The organism is Mesorhizobium abyssinicae (assembly GCF_049887195.1).
Classification (GTDB): domain Bacteria; phylum Pseudomonadota; class Alphaproteobacteria; order Rhizobiales; family Rhizobiaceae; genus Mesorhizobium; species Mesorhizobium abyssinicae.
The window spans coordinates 262,790-279,687 of the sequence record NZ_JARAKC010000007.1 but is presented as its reverse complement, the minus strand read 5'-3'; the positions used below and the strand labels follow the sequence as shown (position 1 = coordinate 279,687).

Below are 16,898 nucleotides of genomic sequence, written 5' to 3'. Positions count from 1 at the left end.
TTAGGAAGCGGTGAAGAGCGCGTCATTGAAATGACGGCTGGGGAGGGTTAGAGCAGGGCAAAGGATGTCGCGCCATGACCAAGCCCCAGAACCCCGTCCAGTTGGCCGTGATCGGCGCCGCGCATGGCATCAAGGGCGAGTTGCGGGTGAAGACCTTCACCGGTGATCCGCTGGCGCTGGCCGACTACGGGCCGCTCTACGCCAAGGATGGCCGTGCCTTCCAGATCATCGACATCCGGCCCGCCAACACCGTCGTGGTGGTGCGCTTCAAGGGTGTCAGCGACCGCAACGCCGCCGAGGCGCTTTCCGGCACCGAGCTGTTCGTCGACCGCTCGGTGCTGCCCGACGACGGCGAGGAAGACGAGTTCTACCACGCCGACCTGATCGGGCTGGAGGTCCGGGACGAGACAGGTGCTGCCATCGGCAAGGTGGTCGCCGTGCATAATTTCGGCGGCGGCGACATACTCGACGTCACGCTCGCCGGCCGCAGGGGCGTGCTGATCCCGTTCACGCAGGCCGCCGTTCCACAGGTTTCGGTCGTCGAAGGGTTCGTCCGCGTCGATCCGCTGGCCGCCGGCCTGGTCGAGGACGAGGACGGCGAGGCCGCGCCCGGCCGCGACGGCTTCGATCCGAAGGGCCGGCCGCGCGGGCCGAAGGATGCCGGGGGCAACCGGTGAGTTTTGCCGCCTCGGTGCTGACGCTCTATCCAGAGATGTTTCCCGGCCCGCTCGGCCTGTCGCTGGCCGGCCGGGCGCTGGAAGCCGGCACATGGTCGCTTGAGGCGATCCAGATCCGCGATTTCACCACCGACAGGCATCGCACCGTCGACGACACGCCGGCCGGCGGCGGCGCCGGCATGGTGATGCGCGCCGACGTGCTGGCAAAAGCCATCGACCATGCTTCGCCTCCCGGCGATGCGCGGCCAAGGCTGCTGATGAGCCCGCGCGGCAAGCCGCTGACGCAGGCCCGGGTGCGCGAACTTGCCGCCGGACCGGGCGCGGTCATCCTGTGCGGCCGCTTCGAAGGCGTCGACCAGCGGCTGATCGACGCGCGGGGATTAGAGGAGGTCTCAGTCGGCGATTTCATCCTGTCGGGCGGCGAGCCGGCGGCCCTGGTCCTGCTCGACGCGGTGGTGCGACTGTTGCCGGGCGTCATGGGCAATGCCGTCTCGGGCGAGGAGGAAAGCTTCGAGAACGGCCTGCTCGAACATCCGCACTACACGCGGCCGCAGGAGTTCGAGGGCCGGCCGATCCCGGATGTGCTGATCTCGGGCAACCACAGGAAGATCGCCGAATGGCGGCGGGCCGAGGCGGAGAAGCTGACCAAGGAGCGGCGGCCGGATCTGCTGGCGGACGATCCGCCCCGATAGCTCGGGGCGGATCGTCCTTCTCTTTATCTGACCATGATCTTTTCCGAAAACCGGCTCCCACTTTTCGGGATCATGGTTCTCAGCCCTTGGCGAAATAGTAGAAAGCCAGGAACAGGCCGACGGCGACGACGAAGCCGCGCACGACGTTCTGCGGCACGCGCTTGGCGATCCAGACGCCGGCATAGCCGCCGAGGGCGCCGCCGGGGATCATGACGATCGCCTGCGGCCAGGCGACGACGCCGCCGGAGACGAAGACCAGGATGGCGATGGCGGCGATGACCACCGCCAGCATGTTCTTCATCGCGTTCAGCCGGTGATAGTCGCCGGCCTGGGTGAGGCCGAGCGTAGCCAGCATCATGACGCCCATGCCGGCGCCGAAGAAGCCGCCATAGATCGAGGTCAGGAACTGGACGAGCGAACCGGCGAACGAGCCGACGGCCGGCTGGTGTCCGGGCTTCGGCGCCGGCTTCAGCCAGGGGCCGGCGGCGAAAAGGGCGGTCGCCGCCAGAAGCAGCCAGGGCACCAGCGCGCGAAAAGAGGGATTGTCGAGCGCCAGCAGGATGAGCGCGCCGGCCAGCGCGCCAAGAGCCGAGATGAGGCAGAGCAGCAATGCCTGGCGCCAGAAATGCCTGATGTCGGAAGCGTAGGCGAGCGTCGAGGTGATGTAGCCCGGAAACTGCGTCACCGAGGATGTGGCGTTGGCGACGATCGGCGGCACGCCAACCAGCGTCATGGCGCCGAAGGTGATGAAGGTTCCGCCGCCGGCCACCGCGTTGGCGGCGCCGGAGACAAAACCCGCCAGAAAAAGCAGGATCGCGTCGAATGGAGACATCAGCACGTCGCCGGAGTAGGTTGTCCAGCCCGGATTAGGAAGCTTGACGGGCGCGCGCAACCCCGCGGTTGGCAATTGCGTGATGGCATGCGGCCAAAAAAGACAGGGCCAAGGCGTGACAAAGCGTCAAAATAGCTGTATGTGCCCGCCCGAACCGGAAGAACAATCTTTCGGAACCCGTCAACAATGACGGTGTAGCCGTCCCTGCCCGATGTCCTATGTTGGACAAAGGGCATAGCCGAGCGGTCATTGGAACTGCAAGGCGAGTCGAGGACGCTCTGACTGTCGGAAGAACAAGAAGTGGATATTTGAGATGGATCTCATCCGCCAACTCGAGGCCGAACAGGCCGCCAAGATCGAAGCCAAGCGCAAGCTTCCCGAATTCCAGCCCGGCGACACCGTGCGCGTCCAGGTCCGCGTGACCGAAGGCAGCCGCACCCGCGTCCAGGCCTATGAGGGCGTCGTCATCGCCCGTTCCGGCTCGGGCTTCCAGGAGAATTTCACCGTCCGCAAGATTTCCTACGGCGAAGGCGTGGAGCGCGTGTTCCCGGTCTACTCGCCGATGGTCGAGGGCGTCGAGATCGTGCGCCGCGGCAAGGTGCGCCGCGCCAAGCTCTATTACCTGCGCGACCGTCGCGGCAAGTCGGCCCGCATTTCGGAGAACACCGGCGTGCGCGCCCGCAAGCTCAACGACGAGGAGCGTGATGCGCTGAACGCCGAGAAGGCGCGCATCGAGGCCGAGAAGGTCGCCGCCGCCGAGGCGCTTGCGGTCGAGAAGGCCGCCCAGGACGCCGCCGAGAAGAAGGCCGCCGCCGAGGCTGCCAAGGCCGCGGAAGCCGCCGCCGAATAAGCTTCTCGACAATTCGTTTTGGAAAAGGCGGCTTCGGCCGCCTTTTTTCGTTTGGTGGTGTCGAAAGCGTTTGGATTTGGCCGAGGCTCCGCCCGTCGATGACGACGTCGGGGTTGACATTCAATTATCTTGTACACTAAGTAATCGTGCACAAGATAACAGGAGACCACCTATGTCAGCACTCTACACCACCCAGGCCCGCGTCAGCGGCGGCCGCGCCGGCCACGCCGAGACCAGCGACGGGCTGCTCAAGGTCGATCTGGCAATGCCGAAGGAACTGGGCGGGCAGGGCGGCGCCACCAATCCGGAGCAGCTTTTCGCCGCCGGCTACGCGGCCTGCTTCGAAAGCGCGATCCGCTTCGTCGCGCGCAAGGAGAAGCTGCCGCTCGAAGACGCCGCGGTGACCGCCACCGTCAGCCTCCACCCCAACGGCCAGGGCGGGTTCCGGCTCGGTGTGTCGCTGGCGGCGGAAACGAAAGGCCTTGATCACGCGGCGGCGGAAGCGCTTGTATCGGCGGCGCACCAGATTTGCCCCTATTCCAACGCCATCAGGGGCAACATAGATGTTGCGCTTTCGACCGTGGCGCTTCCGGCAAAGGCAGCATGACAACAAAAACCACAGAGACCGTCAGCGACGTCCCGGCGGATAGCGCCGGGGCGATTGCCGTTCCGCGGCTGGACCAGCAGCTCTGCTTCGCGCTCTATTCGGCGAGCGGGCTGATGACCAGGCTCTACCGGCCGCTGCTCGATCCGCTGGGCCTCACCTATCCGCAATATCTGGCCATGCTGGTGCTGTGGGAGCGCGCGCCGAGCACGGTCGGCGCGCTTGGCGAAGCGCTGGGCCTGGATTCGGCGACGCTGACGCCGTTGATCAAGCGGATGGAAGCGGGTGGTCTCGTTACGCGCAGGCGCGACAGCGCCGACGAGCGCAGGGTGCTGGTCGAGCCGACGGCCAAGGGGCAGGCGCTGCGCGCCCGCGTGAAGGGTGTGCAGGCGGGCCTCGACTGCGCCATGCCGATGGAGCGCGCCGAGCTCAAGGCCCTGCATGGAACGCTCACCCGTCTCGTCGCCGGCTTGCGCGAGGCAACGGAATAGGCACCCGCCGAAGATGCTGCAAATCCGCTTCGTCGTGAGCATGGGATCAGCTTCCGCCACGTGGCGTTGCGGATCGACTTGCAAGGCGCTTGCGGAAAGCTAAAGTCGGCGCCGGATTTTCCTGCAAGCCCCGCGCCTTCGCGGGGCGTTTCAAGTTCTGGAGCGTGTCATGACAAAATCGAAACTGCTGCTGGCGACCGTGCTGGCCTGCCTTCTCGCGCCTGTCGCCGCGTTGGCCGAGACGCTTCCCGACCTCGGCGGCAAGAAAGTGGTGGTGGTGACGGAGAACGCCTATCCGCCGCTGCAGTTCATCGATTCCAAAACCGGCAAGCAGATCGGCTGGGAATATGACGCGATGGACGAGATCGCCAAGCGGCTGAACTTCAAGGTCGAGTACCAGAACACCTCCTGGGACGCGATGATTCAGGCGGTTTCCGACAACCAGTACAACATCGGCATGACCGGCATCACCATCAAGGACGACCGCAAGGAGAAGGTCGACTTCTCCGACCCCTATATGCGTTCGGAGCAGTTCATGCTGGTGCGCGGCGATGAAAGCCGCTTCACCGACGCCAAGACCTTCGGCGCCTTCAAGGACGGGCTGATCGGCGCGCAGGCCGGCACCACGCCCTTCTACACCGCCGTCTACAGCGTGCTCGACGGCAACGAGCAGAACCCGCGCATAAAACTGTTCGAGACGTTCGGCGCCACGGTGCAGGCGCTGAAGTCGGGCGACGTCGACGTGGTGCTGACCGACGGCACCGCCGGCAAGGGCTATGTCGACGCTTCGGAAGGCAAGCTGAAGCTGATCGGCGGGCCGCTCGGCACCGAGGATTTCGGCTTCATCTTCCCCAAGGGATCGGACTTGGTGAAGCCGGTCAACGCCGCGATCGCCTCGCTCAAGGCCGACGGCACGCTCGATGCGCTGAACAAGAAGTGGTTCCTTGATTACAAGATGGGGCAGTAGGGCTTCTTGTTGACAGCGGTGTCCTACGGCCGCGGACGAAAGACCGCGAAAGCCTCGTTTCTTCCCACCCCCCTCTGTCCTGCCGGACATCTCCCCCGCAAGGGGGGAGATCAGATGTCGCCTCGGCTTTCGCTAATCTCCAACGCTGTAGGATGGGCAGTGAGGCCGAAGCTGCTAATCTCCCCCCTTGCGGGGGAGATGCCCGGCAGGGCAGAGGGGGGTGTGCCGGAACGCAGCCTCCGTAGATCTGGCTCCGCTTGGCTCGCCTGATGGCAACGCCCGCAACCTCCTCCGCCAAAGCCGAATTCCCCTGGTGGCTGGCCGCCGCCCTGGCGCTGGCGCTGGCGGCGGCGCTGTTCATTGCGTCGAGCGACCTCTACGCCCAGGTCTTCGCCACCGTCGCCAAGGGCATCGGCATCACCGTCTTCGTCACCGTGGTCGCCTTCGCGCTGGCCTCGGCGATCGGGCTGGGCATCGCCCTGATGGGGCTGTCGAGCTCGCGGGTGCTTCGCCAGATCGCCCGCTTCTATGTCGAGATCATCCGCGGAGTGCCGATCCTGGTGCTCTTGTTCTGGATCGCGTTCGCCGGCGCGCCGGCCGTCGTCGCTGCGTGGAACGCCCTGACCGCGCCGCTGCAAAGCGCCGGCTATCTCGGCGAACTGCTGGTGCGCGACGTCTCGCTTTTGTGGCGCGCCATCATGGCGCTGACCATCGGCTATTCCGCCTTCATCTCGGAAGTGTTCCGCGCCGGCATCCAGTCGGTCGAGAAGGGCCAGATCGAGGCGGCCAAGGCGCTCGGACTGACGCGCGCGCAGCGCTTCCGGCTGATCGTGTTCCCGCAGGCGATCCGCACCATCCTGCCGCCGCTCGGCAATGACTTCGTCGCCATGGTCAAGGATTCCTCGCTGGTCTCGGTGCTCGGCGTCGCTGACATCACCCAGATGGGCAAGGTCTATGCCGCCGGTTCGTTCCGCTTCTTCGAGACCTATTCGATCGTCGCCTATATCTACCTGATCCTCACCGTCGGCCTGTCGCTGGCGCTCAGGGCGCTGGAGCAGCGGCTGCGCCGCCAGCACCAGGAATAGAAGTCCAACAAAGACCGCGCTACGATCCGTCCCGCGCGCCAGCGGAGGAGGACAATTTGGTGGATTTCGACAAGGCCAATGCGGCGCTGGATTCCGTCTATACGGCCGACACGCCGGAGGCGCTCGCCAAGGCCTATGCCGAATGGGCCGCGACCTATGACAGCGAGACCGCGTCGCTCGGCTATCTGCTGCCGTTCCTGATCACCGCCTGGGTGGCGCGCCATGTGCCTGTCGGCGCAGGCCCGCTGCTCGACGCCGGCTGCGGCACCGGCCTCTCCGGCCCGTCGCTGAAGGCGCTTGGCTATGCCGACATTGCCGGGCTCGATCTCTCCGACGACATGCTGAAGATCGCCGGCAGCCGCAACGCCTACAGCGAGCTGAAGAAGGCGATGCTCGGCGGGCCGCTGCCTTGGCCGGACGGCCATTTCCGCGCCTTCTTCTCGACCGGCGTGTTCACCATCGGCCATGCGCCGGCATCTGGCCTGCATGAGCTGGTGCACATCACCCGACGCGGTGGCCACGCCATCTTCACGGTGCGCGACCAGGTGTTCGAGAGCGGCGGATTTCAAGATGTCTTCGACAGCCTTGAGCGGGAGGAGAAATGGCGGCCGGTCGAGGAAAGCCCGTGGTTCCGTTGCTATGCGATCGGTGATCCGGAGGCGCTGGTGAAGACGTTTGTGTTTGAGGTGGTGTGAGCGGTGAGCTCGCCGATCTTGGCTCCGCTTCCTCTCCCTCCGGAGGGGGGAGAGGTGGCGCTGCGAAGCAGTGACGGAGTGGGGGACGGCGGTCCTCAAATGCGCCGCCGCTGACTACTCGCCATGGAGCCCGATCAAGCCGAAGCATTGCTCGGCCGAAATAACAATGGCCGCGCCAGATCGACCCCCACTCCGTCGAGCTTCGCTCGCCACCTCTCCCCCGATCGACGGGGGAGAGGAAAGGCGCGAGTTCGCCGACCTTGGTGCCTTTCTTCCCGCTGAAGAAGTGCGGGCGAGGAACCCAAGCGCTGCACGGCCAAGCCGCTAATTGCCGAAAAGACAAAACATTGATATGAGCAGCGCCATGGAAGAGCTTTTCGGCGATCCGGCCTACAAGGGTTTCGTGCTGCAGGACAGAAAGCGCCTGCCGTCGCGATTTGCCGCGCGCGTTTGCGGCGCGCTCACCAGCCGACTTAGCTAGGCCGTCTTCGCCTCGTCGCCCTTGCCGGGCTTGCATGGCCCGGCACCGGCTTCTTCCCTTTTTCATATCGACGGATTTACGCACATGAGCGCACCGCGCACCCTCTACGACAAGATCTTCGACGACCATCTGGTCGACCGCCAGGACGACGGCACCTGCCTGCTCTACATCGACCGCCATCTCGTTCACGAGGTGACCAGCCCGCAGGCCTTCGAGGGCCTGCGCATGAGCGGCAGAAAAGTCCGGCATCCGGAAAAGACGCTGGCCGTGGTCGACCACAATGTGCCGACCTCGCCCGAGCGCAAGTTCGGCATCAAGAACGAGGAAAGCCGCATCCAGGTCGAGGCGCTGGCCAGGAACGCCAAGGATTTCGGCATCGACTATTATTCCGAGAACGACATCCGCCAGGGCATCGTCCACATCATCGGCCCGGAGCAAGGTTTCACCCTGCCCGGCATGACCATCGTCTGCGGCGACAGCCACACCTCCACGCACGGCGCCTTCGGCGCGCTGGCGCATGGCATCGGCACGTCGGAAGTCGAGCATGTGCTGGCGACGCAGACGCTGATCCAGCGCAAGGCCAAGAACATGCTGGTGCGCGTCGACGGCACGCTGCCGGAAGGCGTCACCGCCAAGGACATCATCCTCGCCATCATCGGCGAGATAGGCACCGCCGGCGGCACCGGCTACGTCATCGAATATGCCGGCGAGGCGATCCGCGCGCTGTCGATGGAAGGCCGCATGACGATCTGCAACATGTCGATCGAGGGCGGCGCGCGCGCCGGCCTGATCGCGCCGGACGAGACGACCTTCGCCTATGTCAAGGACAAGCCGCGCGCGCCGAAGGGCGCGGCCTGGGATGCCGCACTTGCCTATTGGAAGACGCTGCATTCCGACGAAGGCGCGCATTTCGACAAGGTGGTCGTGCTCGACGCGCAGAAGCTGCCGCCGATCGTCTCCTGGGGCTCCTCGCCCGAGGATGTCGTCTCGGTGCAGGGCTTCGTGCCCAATCCGGAAGAGATCACCGACGAGAACAAGCGCTCGTCGAAGCTGCGCGCGCTCGACTATATGGGGCTGACGCCCGGCACCAAGATCACCGACATCGCGCTCGATCGCGTCTTCATCGGCTCCTGCACCAATGGCCGCATCGAGGATCTGCGCGCCGCCGCCAAGGTGGTCGAGGGCAGAAAGGTCAATCCGCGCGTCAACGCCATGATCGTGCCGGGCTCCGGCCTGGTCAAGGAACAGGCGGAGGCCGAGGGGCTGGACAAGATCTTCCTCGCCGCCGGCTTCGACTGGCGCGAGCCGGGCTGCTCGATGTGTCTCGCCATGAACGACGACCGGCTGAAGCCGCATGAGCGCTGCGCCTCGACCTCGAACCGCAATTTCGAGGGCCGGCAAGGCTTCAAGGGCCGCACCCATCTGGTGTCGCCGGCCATGGCCGCGGCGGCCGCGATCGCCGGCCATTTCGTCGACATCCGCGACTGGAAATAGCAGCCGCGGCATTCGCATACGGACGAGGTCAAAACCCCGAACCATCCAGGTGGCTCGGGGTTTTTCTTTGCCGCGCCGCCGGTTTTTTCGGAAAGGCGGCCTTCGCTTAACCGCTTGTTTGGGCTTGCGCTTTAGCATCTTCCCTCACGTAAGCGGGGAAATCACAGTCGTTTGGACACGGGTCTGCTCATAGCGCTGCTCAACCCGACGATCGCGCTGGCGCTTGGCGCCGCGTTCCTCGTCCTGTGGTTCCATCAGCGCCATCGCCCCTACCTGGCGGTGCTGGCCACGAGCTACTGCCTGTCGGCCCCCGGCTTCCTGTTCCAGTATTTCACCCTTCCTGTCGGGATGGTGCTGACCAAGCTTGTCTCCAACATATGCTTCACGGCGGCCGGCTGTTGCCTCTCCAGCGCGATCGTTGCGCGCTACGGGCGACGCGTCCCCTATGTCGGCATCGCGCTCACCACCGGCGGCGGGCTCGCCGCCTTTTCATGGTTCATGTTCGTGCAGCCGGATCTCACTTGGCGCATCCTGTCGATGAATTTCGGTTTCGGCGCCCTCAGCCTGCTGGTCGCCGCGGAACTGCGCACGGTGCGCGGCAACGGCCCGACCGAGAAGATCCTGTTCGTGCTGTCGCTGCTTTCGGGATTGAACTTCGTCGTCCGAACCCTGATCGTCGTCATCGCGCACGGGCCGTTCCCGAGCTATGACGGATTCTACGGCTCGTCCTACTGGACGACGGCGCTGCTCTCGCATGCGCTGCTGTCGCTGCTGATCGCGCTTTCCCTGTTCTCGGCGGCCGCGCTCGACGTCTTGAAGGCGCTGAAGGCCGAGACCCATACCGATCCGCTGTCCGGCCTGCTCAACCGCCGCGGCTTCGAGGAGCGGGCGGCGCTGCTGCTCGACCAGTGCGCCAAGGCGAAATTCCCCGTCGCCATGGTGCTTGCCGACCTCGACCACTTCAAGGCGCTCAACGACCAGCACGGGCACGCGGTCGGCGACAGGGTGATCGCCGACTTCGCCGCCAAGCTGAGCTTCGCCACCGGCACGCGCGGCGCTGCCGGCCGCATCGGCGGCGAGGAGTTCGCCGTGCTGCTGCCGCTGTGCGACCTGGCCTCGGCCCGCCTGTTCGCCGAGGCGATCCGCTCGCTCTATTCGTCCGGCGGCGTCGCCAGCCTGCCGCGAGGCGTCAGGGTGACGGCGAGCTTCGGCGTCGCCGCTCGCACCGGCGACGAAGGCCTGGCGCCGCTGATGCGCCGCGCCGACGACGCGCTCTACAAGGCCAAGAAGAACGGCCGCGACAGCGTGCGCCTGTCCTATGAGCGCCCCGAAACGGTCTTCGTGCCGGAGCCCGCCAGCGTCGGGTGAGGCCAAGCAGCCCGATCATGACCCGACGTTAACGTCTTTTTCGCCCGTCGATGCTTTGCTGTCGGCGGGGGTTTTTGGACCATGGGCAGCGCGGACGTCATCCTCGTGATCAACCTGTTCGTCGCCGGACTGCTGGCGGCGGCGTTCATGACGATCGCCATCTACGACAAAAGCCGGGTGTCGGCGCGCTGGCTGGCCCTCGGCTATGTGCTGGGCATGGCCTATTTCGCGCTCGAATTCGTCATTCCCGCCTTCGACAATGCCCGGCTCCCGGTGGTCGCGGCCTTTGCCGTCTTCCTCGGCGCCACCATCGTCTTCAATGGCGGACTTGCGCATAAATACGGCGTGGCGCCGCCCTGGTGGCCGATGCTGTTCTTCCTGGCCATCGCCTCCGTCGCCGTCTATCTGGTGCAGGAATTGCCGCGCCAGTCGCTGACGGCGATGATGGCCTATCAGCTTCCCTACGCCGTCATGCAGTTCACCGCGCTCGGCATCGTCTGGTCGTCAAGGCAAAGGCGCGAGCGGCTCGACACCATACTGATGGCCGTGCTGACGGCCAGCGCGCTGCAGTTCGCCTCCAAGCCCTTCATCGCGCATGTGCTGGGCGGCCGCGGCGCCGACCCGCAATCCTATGTGCAGACGAGCTACGCGCTGGTGTCGCAATCGCTCGGCACCGTTTTCGGCCTGGCGCTGGCGCTGCTTGCGCTGGCCATACTGGTGCGCGATGTGCTGGCCGAGGCGACGTCGAAATCGGAAACCGACGCGCTGTCCAGGCTGCTCAACCGCGGCGGCTTCGAACGTCATGCCGAAATCACCCTGAGGGATGCCGCGCGCCGTGGCGTTCCGGTGGCGCTCGTGATCGCCGACCTCGACCATTTCAAGGGCATCAACGACAATTTCGGCCACGCCTGCGGCGACCGGGTGATCGAGACCTTCGCCGGCTTCCTGCGCGAGGCGGCGGCCGACCATCACGTCGCCGGGCGCATCGGCGGCGAGGAGTTTGCGATCATCCTGCCGGGCACCAATCTCGCGGCCGCGCGGCTGTTCGCCGAAGGCGCGCGCAGCGCTTTCGGCGCCCTGCCGATCGACACCCTGCCGGCCGAGCACCGCTGCAGCGCCAGCTTCGGCGTCGCCGAGCTTGGCGCGGGTGAGGGTTTTTCCGATCTGTTGCGGCGCGCCGACGAGGCGCTCTATCAGGCCAAGGGCGGCGGCCGCGATTGCGTGCGCGTCTCGGCCGGGCCGGCCGGACGGCAGGCGTCCCCCGTCTTCAACGGCAGGGGCTGAGGTTCGGCATCTCGCCGTCGGACAGGCCGTACATATAGGAGCGGCCCTTGATGAAAACCGGCGGCTGATAGCAGCCGCGGCCAACGGTCTCGTCGGATTCGTTCTCGTAGATCACGTCGGGCTCGCCGGCACTGGTAAAGTTCGAGAGTTCCTTGGCGTGCCTGCCTTCGCCGACGATGATGCGCTTGTAGCCGGCGGCGCTGTCGATGACGAGGTTGCCGAAGGAATCGGCATAGACGCGGTCGTGGTGGCGCAGCCCGGCCTCGGCCGGCGCCGTGGAGCCGACGGCAAGTGCCGCCAGCGCAAGCGCCGCAAGGCGCAGTCTGCTCGCATTCGAACGCATGGCACCCTCCGTTTGCTTCGACCGTTTCGGTCTGGAGCCTGTTCGAATCGGAAATTAACCTTTTCTTAACCTTTGTTAAGAGCCGGGACGTTTTCTCAGTCGGACTTTAACAAACATGGTTAATTTCGGCAGACGGAGTGGCCATCTTTCGGCCATGCTTGCCCGCACCATCGCGCCACCTCACCGACCGTTTGAGCCGGGTGAGCTTGATCGGGAACGACATCGTGGCTAGCGTGCCGCGCACAGGAGGGGCAGCACATGGCGTCACGCCGCTTGGTTCGGGGATTGCTCCTTGCTCCGTTGCTCGCTGCAGCCGCAGGCTGCGTGCCGCAGGACGGCGCGCCCAAGGCGGCATCGGCTGCGGTCTCTCCTGCTCCGGTCCTGCAGTCCACCGCACCCGCGGCGCCTCCAGCACCTGCTCCGGCATCCGCAGCCAAGATCGCCACCGACCTGACTGCGCCGCGATCGGCTGTCGGCATGGCCACCTACAGATGCAATGGCTCCGTGATCTCGATCCAAAATCTCGGCACGTCGCTGCGTGTCTCGGGGCCGGATGGCTGGACCGAGGAGTTTGCGGCATCGCCCGCCAACCAGAGCAGCCGCTACCAGGCGGCGGCGACGCATGACGCAGTTGTGATCGACGGACGCGAGGCGCTGCTGATGAAGAAAGGATCGACGCCGCTCACCTGCAGAAGGTAGCAATCTTCATCGGCATGCCGCACTGCAGCGAAACATTGCGCCGGCTTTCGGCCTCGCCCTAATCGATTGAAGCAAAAGCCGGCCTTTTTGTCAGACTAAATGACGTTTCCAAAACGATTTTCCGGCTTTGACGCGGTGCAAAAAGAGCATTAGAAACCGGCTGTCCGAAGTCGCAACCGAAGGCGGCAATGCCGCCTTTCCACTGAGGCTCCAGGAGACGCCGAACTGGGGGAGCCATGAGCAAATCACCAGCCACCCGCGAATTTGCCAGACGTGAACGGCCACTTTCGCCGCACCTCACCGTGTATCGGCCGCCGATCACCATGACGATGTCGATCATCCATCGCATCACCGGCGGCGCGCTCTATTTCGGCACGCTGCTGGTGGCGTTCTGGCTGATGGCGGCGGCGAGCTCCGAGGCCACCTTCGATTGGGTCAATTGGGCCTTCGGCTCGTGGCTGGGGCGGCTGGTGCTGTTCGGCTACACTTGGGCGCTGATGCATCACATGCTGGGCGGCATACGCCACCTGGTCTGGGACACCGGCGCCGGGCTCGAGAAGCACACCGCCTCGAAAATCGCCTGGGCGACACTGGCCGGCTCGATCCTGCTCACGCTGCTGATCTGGATCGCCGGCTACATGGCGCGGGGAGCCTGACCATGAGCGGCAAGAACACCGACATGCGCACGCCGCTGGCCAAGGCGCGCGGCCTCGGCTCCGCCCGCGAGGGCACCGGCCATTTCTGGCGCCAGCGGCTGACGGCGATCGCCAACATCCCGCTGATCCTGTTCTTCGTCGGCTTCCTGATCGCGCTCAACGGCCACGGCTACGCGGAAGTGCGGGCGGCGCTCGCCAATCCGTTCGTGGCGCTGGTGCTGGCGCTGGTGCTGATTTCCGGCCTCTACCACATGCGGCTCGGCATGCAGGTGATCATCGAGGATTACGTGCATGGCGAAGGCATGAAGCTGGCGCTGATCGCGCTCAACACATTCTTTTCCGTAGCGGTCGGCGTCGCCTCGCTCTTCGCCCTGCTCAAACTGGCATTCGGAGGCTGACATTTTGGCCAAGGACGCGAAATCAGCCAATTCCGCCTACACTTTCGTCGACCACAAGTTCGACGTGGTGATCGTCGGCGCCGGCGGCGCCGGCCTGCGCGCCACGCTCGGCATGGCCGAGCAGGGCCTGCGCACCGCCTGCATCACCAAGGTGTTCCCGACGCGCTCGCATACGGTGGCGGCGCAAGGCGGCATCGCCGCCTCGCTCTCCAACATGGGCCCGGATTCCTGGCAGTGGCACATGTACGACACCGTCAAGGGCTCGGACTGGCTGGGCGATGTCGACGCCATGGAGTACATGGTGCGCGAGGCGCCGGCCGCCGTCTACGAGCTCGAGCATTACGGCGTGCCGTTTTCGCGCACCGAGGAAGGCAAGATCTACCAGCGGCCGTTCGGCGGCCACATGATGAACTACGGCGACGGCCCGCCGGTGCAGCGCACCTGCGCCGCCGCCGACCGCACCGGCCACGCCATCCTGCACACGCTCTACGGCCAGTCGTTGAAGAACAACGCTCAGTTCTTCATCGAGTATTTCGCGCTCGACCTGATCATGGAGCCGGACGGCACCTGCACCGGCGTCGTCGCCTGGAACCTCGACGACGGCACCATCCACCGCTTCTCGGCCAAGATGGTGGTGCTGGCGACCGGCGGCTACGGCCGCGCCTATTTCTCGGCGACGTCGGCGCATACCTGCACCGGCGACGGCGGCGGCATGGCCGCCCGCGCCGGGCTGCCGCTGCAGGACATGGAGTTCGTGCAGTTCCACCCGACCGGCATCTATGGCGCCGGCTGCCTGATTACCGAGGGTGCGCGCGGCGAAGGCGGCTACCTCGTCAATTCCGAGGGTGAGCGCTTCATGGAGCGTTACGCGCCGTCGGCCAAGGACCTCGCCTCGCGCGACGTCGTCTCGCGCTGTATGACGCTGGAGATCCGCGAGGGACGCGGCGTCGGCAAGAACAAGGACCACATCTTCCTGCACCTCGACCATCTCGATCCGGCGGTGCTGCACGAGCGGCTGCCCGGCATCTCGGAGTCGGCGAAGATCTTCGCTGGCGTCGACCTCACCAAGGATCCGATCCCGGTGCTGCCGACGGTGCACTACAATATGGGCGGCGTGCCGACCAACTACTGGGGCGAGGCGCTCAACCCGACAGCCGCGAGCCCGGACAGAGTGTCGCCAGGCCTGATGGCGGTCGGCGAGGCCGGCTGCGCCTCGGTGCACGGCGCCAACCGGCTGGGTTCCAACTCGCTGATCGATCTCGTCGTGTTCGGCCGCGCCGCGGCGATCCGCGCCGGCCAGGTGATCGACCGCAAGTCGGCAATCCCGTCGCCGAACGAAGCCTCGGTCGAGAAGATCATGGACCGCTTCGACCGGCTTCGCCACGCCAACGGCTCGACGCCGACGGCGGTGCTTCGCGAAAAGATGCAGAAGGCGATGCAGGAAGACGCGGCGGTGTTCCGAACGCAGGAATCGCTGGAAAACGGCTGCAAGCGGATTTCGCAGATCTGGGGCGAGCTCAAGGACATAAAAGTGTTCGACCGCTCGATGATCTGGAATTCGGATCTGGTCGAGACGCTGGAGCTGGAAAACCTGATGGCCAACGCCATCACCACGGTCTACGGCGCCGAGGCGCGCAAGGAGAGCCGCGGCGCGCATGCGCGCGAGGATTTCTCGGCCCGCGACGACGCCACCTGGCGCAAGCACACGCTGGCCCATCTCGGCGAGGACGGCAAGGTGACGCTGACCTATCGCCCGGTGCACACCGAGCCGCTGCTGGCCGAAAAGGACGGCGGCATCAGCCTTGCCAAGATTGCGCCGAAGGCCAGGGTGTACTGACGATGGCGCTGGCGGCAACGGGATATTCCGGCACCCCGCTTCCGGCCAAGCTCGGCCTGAAGGACGGCATGGTCGCCGCCTTCATCGCGCTGCCGCCGGAGCTGGATGATCTTGCCGGAGCTGTGGACTTTGCCGCGATCGACCGGCTGGCCGACTGGTCGGAGATTTCAGGCCGCCAGAAATACGATGCCGTGCATGCCTTCACCCGGCAGCGCGCCGAGATCGAGGACGGCCTTGCCGGCATCGAGACGGCGATCAAGCGCGATGGCATGGTCTGGGTTTCATGGCCGAAGAAGGCGTCGAAAGTGGCGACCGACGTCACCGAGGACGTCATCCGCGCCGAGGCGCTGAAGCGCGACCTGGTCGACGTCAAGGTTGCCGCCGTGAATGAAATCTGGTCCGGGCTGAAGCTCGTCATCCGAAAGGACCGCAGGTAAATGGTCGAACTCACGCTTCCCAAGAATTCGAAAGTTCAGCAGGGCAAGACCTGGCCGAAGCCGGAAGGCGCCACCAATCTTCGCGAATACCGCATCTACCGCTGGTCGCCGGACGATGACGAGAACCCGCGCATGGACACCTATTTCGTCGACATGGACGATTGCGGACCGATGGTGCTCGACGCGCTGCTCTACATCAAGAACAAGATCGACCCGACGCTGACGCTGCGCCGCTCCTGCCGCGAAGGCATTTGCGGCTCCTGCGCCATGAACATCGACGGCTCCAACACGCTCGCCTGCACCAAGGGCTGCGACGACATTTCCGGCGCGGTGAAAGTCTATCCGCTGCCGCATATGCCGGTGATCAAGGACCTGGTTCCCGACCTCACCAATTTCTATGCCCAGCACGCCTCGATCGAGCCGTGGCTGAAGACGGTGTCGCCGGAGCCGGCCAAGGAATGGCTGCAGAGCCATGAGGACCGCGAGAAGCTCGACGGGCTCTACGAATGCATCCTGTGCGCCTGCTGCTCGACGTCCTGCCCGAGCTACTGGTGGAACGGCGACCGCTATCTCGGCCCGGCGGTGCTCTTGCAGGCCTATCGCTGGCTGATCGACAGCCGCGACGAGGCCAAGGGCGAGCGGCTCGACAATCTCGAGGACCCGTTCCGGCTCTATCGCTGCCACACCATCATGAACTGCGCGCAGACCTGCCCCAAGGGGCTCAATCCCGCCAAGGCGATCGCCGAGATCAAGAAGATGATGGTGGAGCGGCGGGTTTAGGCTTGGCGGGATAACCCACGAGAACCTCAAACGCGGCGATCCTTCGCGCCCCCCTCTGTCCTGCCGGACATCTCCCCCACGGGTGGGGAGATTGGCTGTCATGAGGGCTTTCGCCTATCTCCAAGGTTGAAGGATGAAGCGCGGTCGGCGAAGCTGCTGATCTCCCCCCAGGTGGGGGAGATGTCCGGCAGGACAGAGGGGGGCGCTGTCCCGCCAGCGTCAGAAAGG

General features: G+C 65.4%; 20 protein-coding genes. 18 read left to right on the top strand and 2 right to left on the bottom strand.

Annotated features, from left to right (window positions below):
- The first annotated feature begins 74 nt into the window (after nucleotides 1-74).
- Together rimM and trmD are read left to right on the top strand one after the other, a co-directional pair.
- Nucleotides 75-677, top strand: coding sequence for a ribosome maturation factor RimM (gene rimM, locus PU724_RS18110; RefSeq protein ID WP_354423246.1), 603 nt, complete (start codon nucleotides 75-77; stop codon nucleotides 675-677).
- Entirely contained in the window at nucleotides 674-1,369 is a 696-nt protein-coding gene (gene trmD, locus PU724_RS18105; RefSeq protein WP_354423244.1) for a tRNA (guanosine(37)-N1)-methyltransferase TrmD, read from the top strand. The genes rimM and trmD overlap by 4 nt, the downstream gene beginning before the upstream one ends.
- 79 nt (nucleotides 1,370-1,448) lie before the next feature.
- On the opposite strand, the gene PU724_RS18100 is transcribed toward trmD, so the two are convergent.
- Nucleotides 1,449-2,201, bottom strand: a complete 753-nt coding sequence (locus tag PU724_RS18100; protein WP_127282083.1) for a sulfite exporter TauE/SafE family protein — start codon at nucleotides 2,199-2,201, stop codon at nucleotides 1,449-1,451.
- Nucleotides 2,202-2,514: 313 nt separating this feature from the next.
- Between PU724_RS18100 and rplS the strand changes: the two genes are divergently transcribed.
- The 10 genes from rplS (at nucleotide 2,515) to PU724_RS18050 (ending at nucleotide 11,520) form a co-directional block, all read left to right on the top strand.
- A complete protein-coding gene (gene rplS / locus PU724_RS18095) occupies nucleotides 2,515-3,051 on the top strand; it encodes a 50S ribosomal protein L19 (RefSeq protein ID WP_127282082.1) in 537 nt (178 codons plus the stop codon).
- Nucleotides 3,052-3,223: 172 nt separating this feature from the next.
- Complete coding sequence (locus PU724_RS18090; protein WP_292105817.1) at nucleotides 3,224-3,658, top strand: organic hydroperoxide resistance protein; 435 nt, start codon at nucleotides 3,224-3,226, stop codon at nucleotides 3,656-3,658.
- Nucleotides 3,655-4,146: a MarR family winged helix-turn-helix transcriptional regulator gene (locus PU724_RS18085; protein WP_354423241.1), complete on the top strand. Its 492-nt coding sequence runs from the start codon at nucleotides 3,655-3,657 to the stop codon at nucleotides 4,144-4,146. Before PU724_RS18090 ends, PU724_RS18085 begins: the two co-directional genes overlap by 4 nt.
- Nucleotides 4,147-4,315: 169 nt before the next feature.
- On the top strand, nucleotides 4,316-5,113 hold the full coding sequence (locus PU724_RS18080) for a transporter substrate-binding domain-containing protein (protein WP_127394182.1): 798 nt from the start codon (nucleotides 4,316-4,318) through the stop codon (nucleotides 5,111-5,113).
- A gap of 269 nt (nucleotides 5,114-5,382) precedes the next feature.
- Nucleotides 5,383-6,198, top strand: a complete 816-nt coding sequence (locus PU724_RS18075) for an amino acid ABC transporter permease (RefSeq protein WP_128345961.1) — start codon at nucleotides 5,383-5,385, stop codon at nucleotides 6,196-6,198.
- Nucleotides 6,199-6,257: 59 nt separating this feature from the next.
- The gene (locus PU724_RS18070; protein ID WP_354423238.1) at nucleotides 6,258-6,893 is read left to right on the top strand and encodes a class I SAM-dependent DNA methyltransferase; all 636 of its coding nucleotides are present in this window, start codon (nucleotides 6,258-6,260) and stop codon (nucleotides 6,891-6,893) included.
- Nucleotides 6,894-7,245: 352 nt separating this feature from the next.
- Nucleotides 7,246-7,374, top strand: a complete 129-nt coding sequence (locus PU724_RS18065) for a hypothetical protein (RefSeq protein ID WP_281035228.1) — start codon at nucleotides 7,246-7,248, stop codon at nucleotides 7,372-7,374.
- Between the two features lie 84 nt (nucleotides 7,375-7,458).
- Nucleotides 7,459-8,868 (top strand): 3-isopropylmalate dehydratase large subunit, encoded by a 1,410-nt coding sequence (gene leuC / locus PU724_RS18060; RefSeq protein WP_127422165.1) that lies wholly within the window; start codon nucleotides 7,459-7,461, stop codon nucleotides 8,866-8,868.
- 171 nt (nucleotides 8,869-9,039) lie between these two features.
- Nucleotides 9,040-10,236, top strand: a complete 1,197-nt coding sequence (locus PU724_RS18055) for a GGDEF domain-containing protein (protein WP_127392716.1) — start codon at nucleotides 9,040-9,042, stop codon at nucleotides 10,234-10,236.
- An 81-nt stretch (nucleotides 10,237-10,317) separates the two neighbouring features.
- Nucleotides 10,318-11,520 (top strand): GGDEF domain-containing protein, encoded by a 1,203-nt coding sequence (locus tag PU724_RS18050; protein WP_354423235.1) that lies wholly within the window; start codon nucleotides 10,318-10,320, stop codon nucleotides 11,518-11,520.
- Here the strand turns inward: PU724_RS18050 and PU724_RS18045 are convergent.
- Nucleotides 11,504-11,863, bottom strand: a complete 360-nt coding sequence (locus PU724_RS18045) for a hypothetical protein (RefSeq protein WP_354423233.1) — start codon at nucleotides 11,861-11,863, stop codon at nucleotides 11,504-11,506. The genes PU724_RS18050 and PU724_RS18045 overlap by 17 nt on opposite strands.
- Before the next feature lie 258 nt (nucleotides 11,864-12,121).
- Between PU724_RS18045 and PU724_RS18040 the strand changes: the two genes are divergently transcribed.
- The 6 genes from PU724_RS18040 (at nucleotide 12,122) to PU724_RS18015 (ending at nucleotide 16,670) form a co-directional block, all read left to right on the top strand.
- Nucleotides 12,122-12,562: a hypothetical protein gene (locus PU724_RS18040; protein WP_354423231.1), complete on the top strand. Its 441-nt coding sequence runs from the start codon at nucleotides 12,122-12,124 to the stop codon at nucleotides 12,560-12,562.
- A 236-nt stretch (nucleotides 12,563-12,798) separates the two neighbouring features.
- On the top strand, nucleotides 12,799-13,218 hold the full coding sequence (gene sdhC / locus PU724_RS18035; protein WP_127282071.1) for a succinate dehydrogenase, cytochrome b556 subunit: 420 nt from the start codon (nucleotides 12,799-12,801) through the stop codon (nucleotides 13,216-13,218).
- A 2-nt stretch (nucleotides 13,219-13,220) separates the two neighbouring features.
- On the top strand, nucleotides 13,221-13,616 hold the full coding sequence (gene sdhD / locus PU724_RS18030) for a succinate dehydrogenase, hydrophobic membrane anchor protein (protein ID WP_354423228.1): 396 nt from the start codon (nucleotides 13,221-13,223) through the stop codon (nucleotides 13,614-13,616).
- Nucleotides 13,617-13,620: 4 nt separating this feature from the next.
- Complete coding sequence (sdhA, locus tag PU724_RS18025) at nucleotides 13,621-15,453, top strand: succinate dehydrogenase flavoprotein subunit (protein ID WP_354423226.1); 1,833 nt, start codon at nucleotides 13,621-13,623, stop codon at nucleotides 15,451-15,453.
- 2 nt (nucleotides 15,454-15,455) lie between these two features.
- Nucleotides 15,456-15,890 carry a DUF3052 family protein gene (locus PU724_RS18020; RefSeq protein WP_127282068.1) on the top strand — a complete coding sequence of 145 codons (435 nt, stop codon included), beginning with the start codon at nucleotides 15,456-15,458 and terminating at the stop codon, nucleotides 15,888-15,890.
- Entirely contained in the window at nucleotides 15,891-16,670 is a 780-nt protein-coding gene (locus PU724_RS18015; RefSeq protein ID WP_127282067.1) for a succinate dehydrogenase iron-sulfur subunit, read from the top strand.
- The last annotated feature ends 228 nt before the right edge of the window (nucleotides 16,671-16,898 follow it).

Bases quoted from the DNA above. Each gene is read 5' to 3' on its own strand.
- PU724_RS18045 (WP_354423233.1), bottom strand. From the start codon at position 11,863: ATGCGTTCGAATGCGAGCAGACTGCGCCTTGCGGCGCTTGCGCTGGCG.
- rimM (WP_354423246.1), top strand. From the start codon at position 75: ATGACCAAGCCCCAGAACCCCGTCCAGTTGGCCGTGATCGGCGCCGCG.
- PU724_RS18100 (WP_127282083.1), bottom strand. From the start codon at position 2,201: ATGTCTCCATTCGACGCGATCCTGCTTTTTCTGGCGGGTTTTGTCTCC.
- PU724_RS18015 (WP_127282067.1), top strand. From the start codon at position 15,891: ATGGTCGAACTCACGCTTCCCAAGAATTCGAAAGTTCAGCAGGGCAAG.
- PU724_RS18065 (WP_281035228.1), top strand. From the start codon at position 7,246: ATGAGCAGCGCCATGGAAGAGCTTTTCGGCGATCCGGCCTACAAGGGT.
- sdhC (WP_127282071.1), top strand. From the start codon at position 12,799: ATGAGCAAATCACCAGCCACCCGCGAATTTGCCAGACGTGAACGGCCA.
- PU724_RS18020 (WP_127282068.1), top strand. From the start codon at position 15,456: ATGGCGCTGGCGGCAACGGGATATTCCGGCACCCCGCTTCCGGCCAAG.
- PU724_RS18080 (WP_127394182.1), top strand. From the start codon at position 4,316: ATGACAAAATCGAAACTGCTGCTGGCGACCGTGCTGGCCTGCCTTCTC.
- PU724_RS18085 (WP_354423241.1), top strand. From the start codon at position 3,655: ATGACAACAAAAACCACAGAGACCGTCAGCGACGTCCCGGCGGATAGC.
- PU724_RS18050 (WP_354423235.1), top strand. From the start codon at position 10,318: ATGGGCAGCGCGGACGTCATCCTCGTGATCAACCTGTTCGTCGCCGGA.
- PU724_RS18040 (WP_354423231.1), top strand. From the start codon at position 12,122: ATGGCGTCACGCCGCTTGGTTCGGGGATTGCTCCTTGCTCCGTTGCTC.
- PU724_RS18090 (WP_292105817.1), top strand. From the start codon at position 3,224: ATGTCAGCACTCTACACCACCCAGGCCCGCGTCAGCGGCGGCCGCGCC.
- leuC (WP_127422165.1), top strand. From the start codon at position 7,459: ATGAGCGCACCGCGCACCCTCTACGACAAGATCTTCGACGACCATCTG.
- sdhD (WP_354423228.1), top strand. From the start codon at position 13,221: ATGAGCGGCAAGAACACCGACATGCGCACGCCGCTGGCCAAGGCGCGC.
- PU724_RS18075 (WP_128345961.1), top strand. From the start codon at position 5,383: ATGGCAACGCCCGCAACCTCCTCCGCCAAAGCCGAATTCCCCTGGTGG.
- rplS (WP_127282082.1), top strand. From the start codon at position 2,515: ATGGATCTCATCCGCCAACTCGAGGCCGAACAGGCCGCCAAGATCGAA.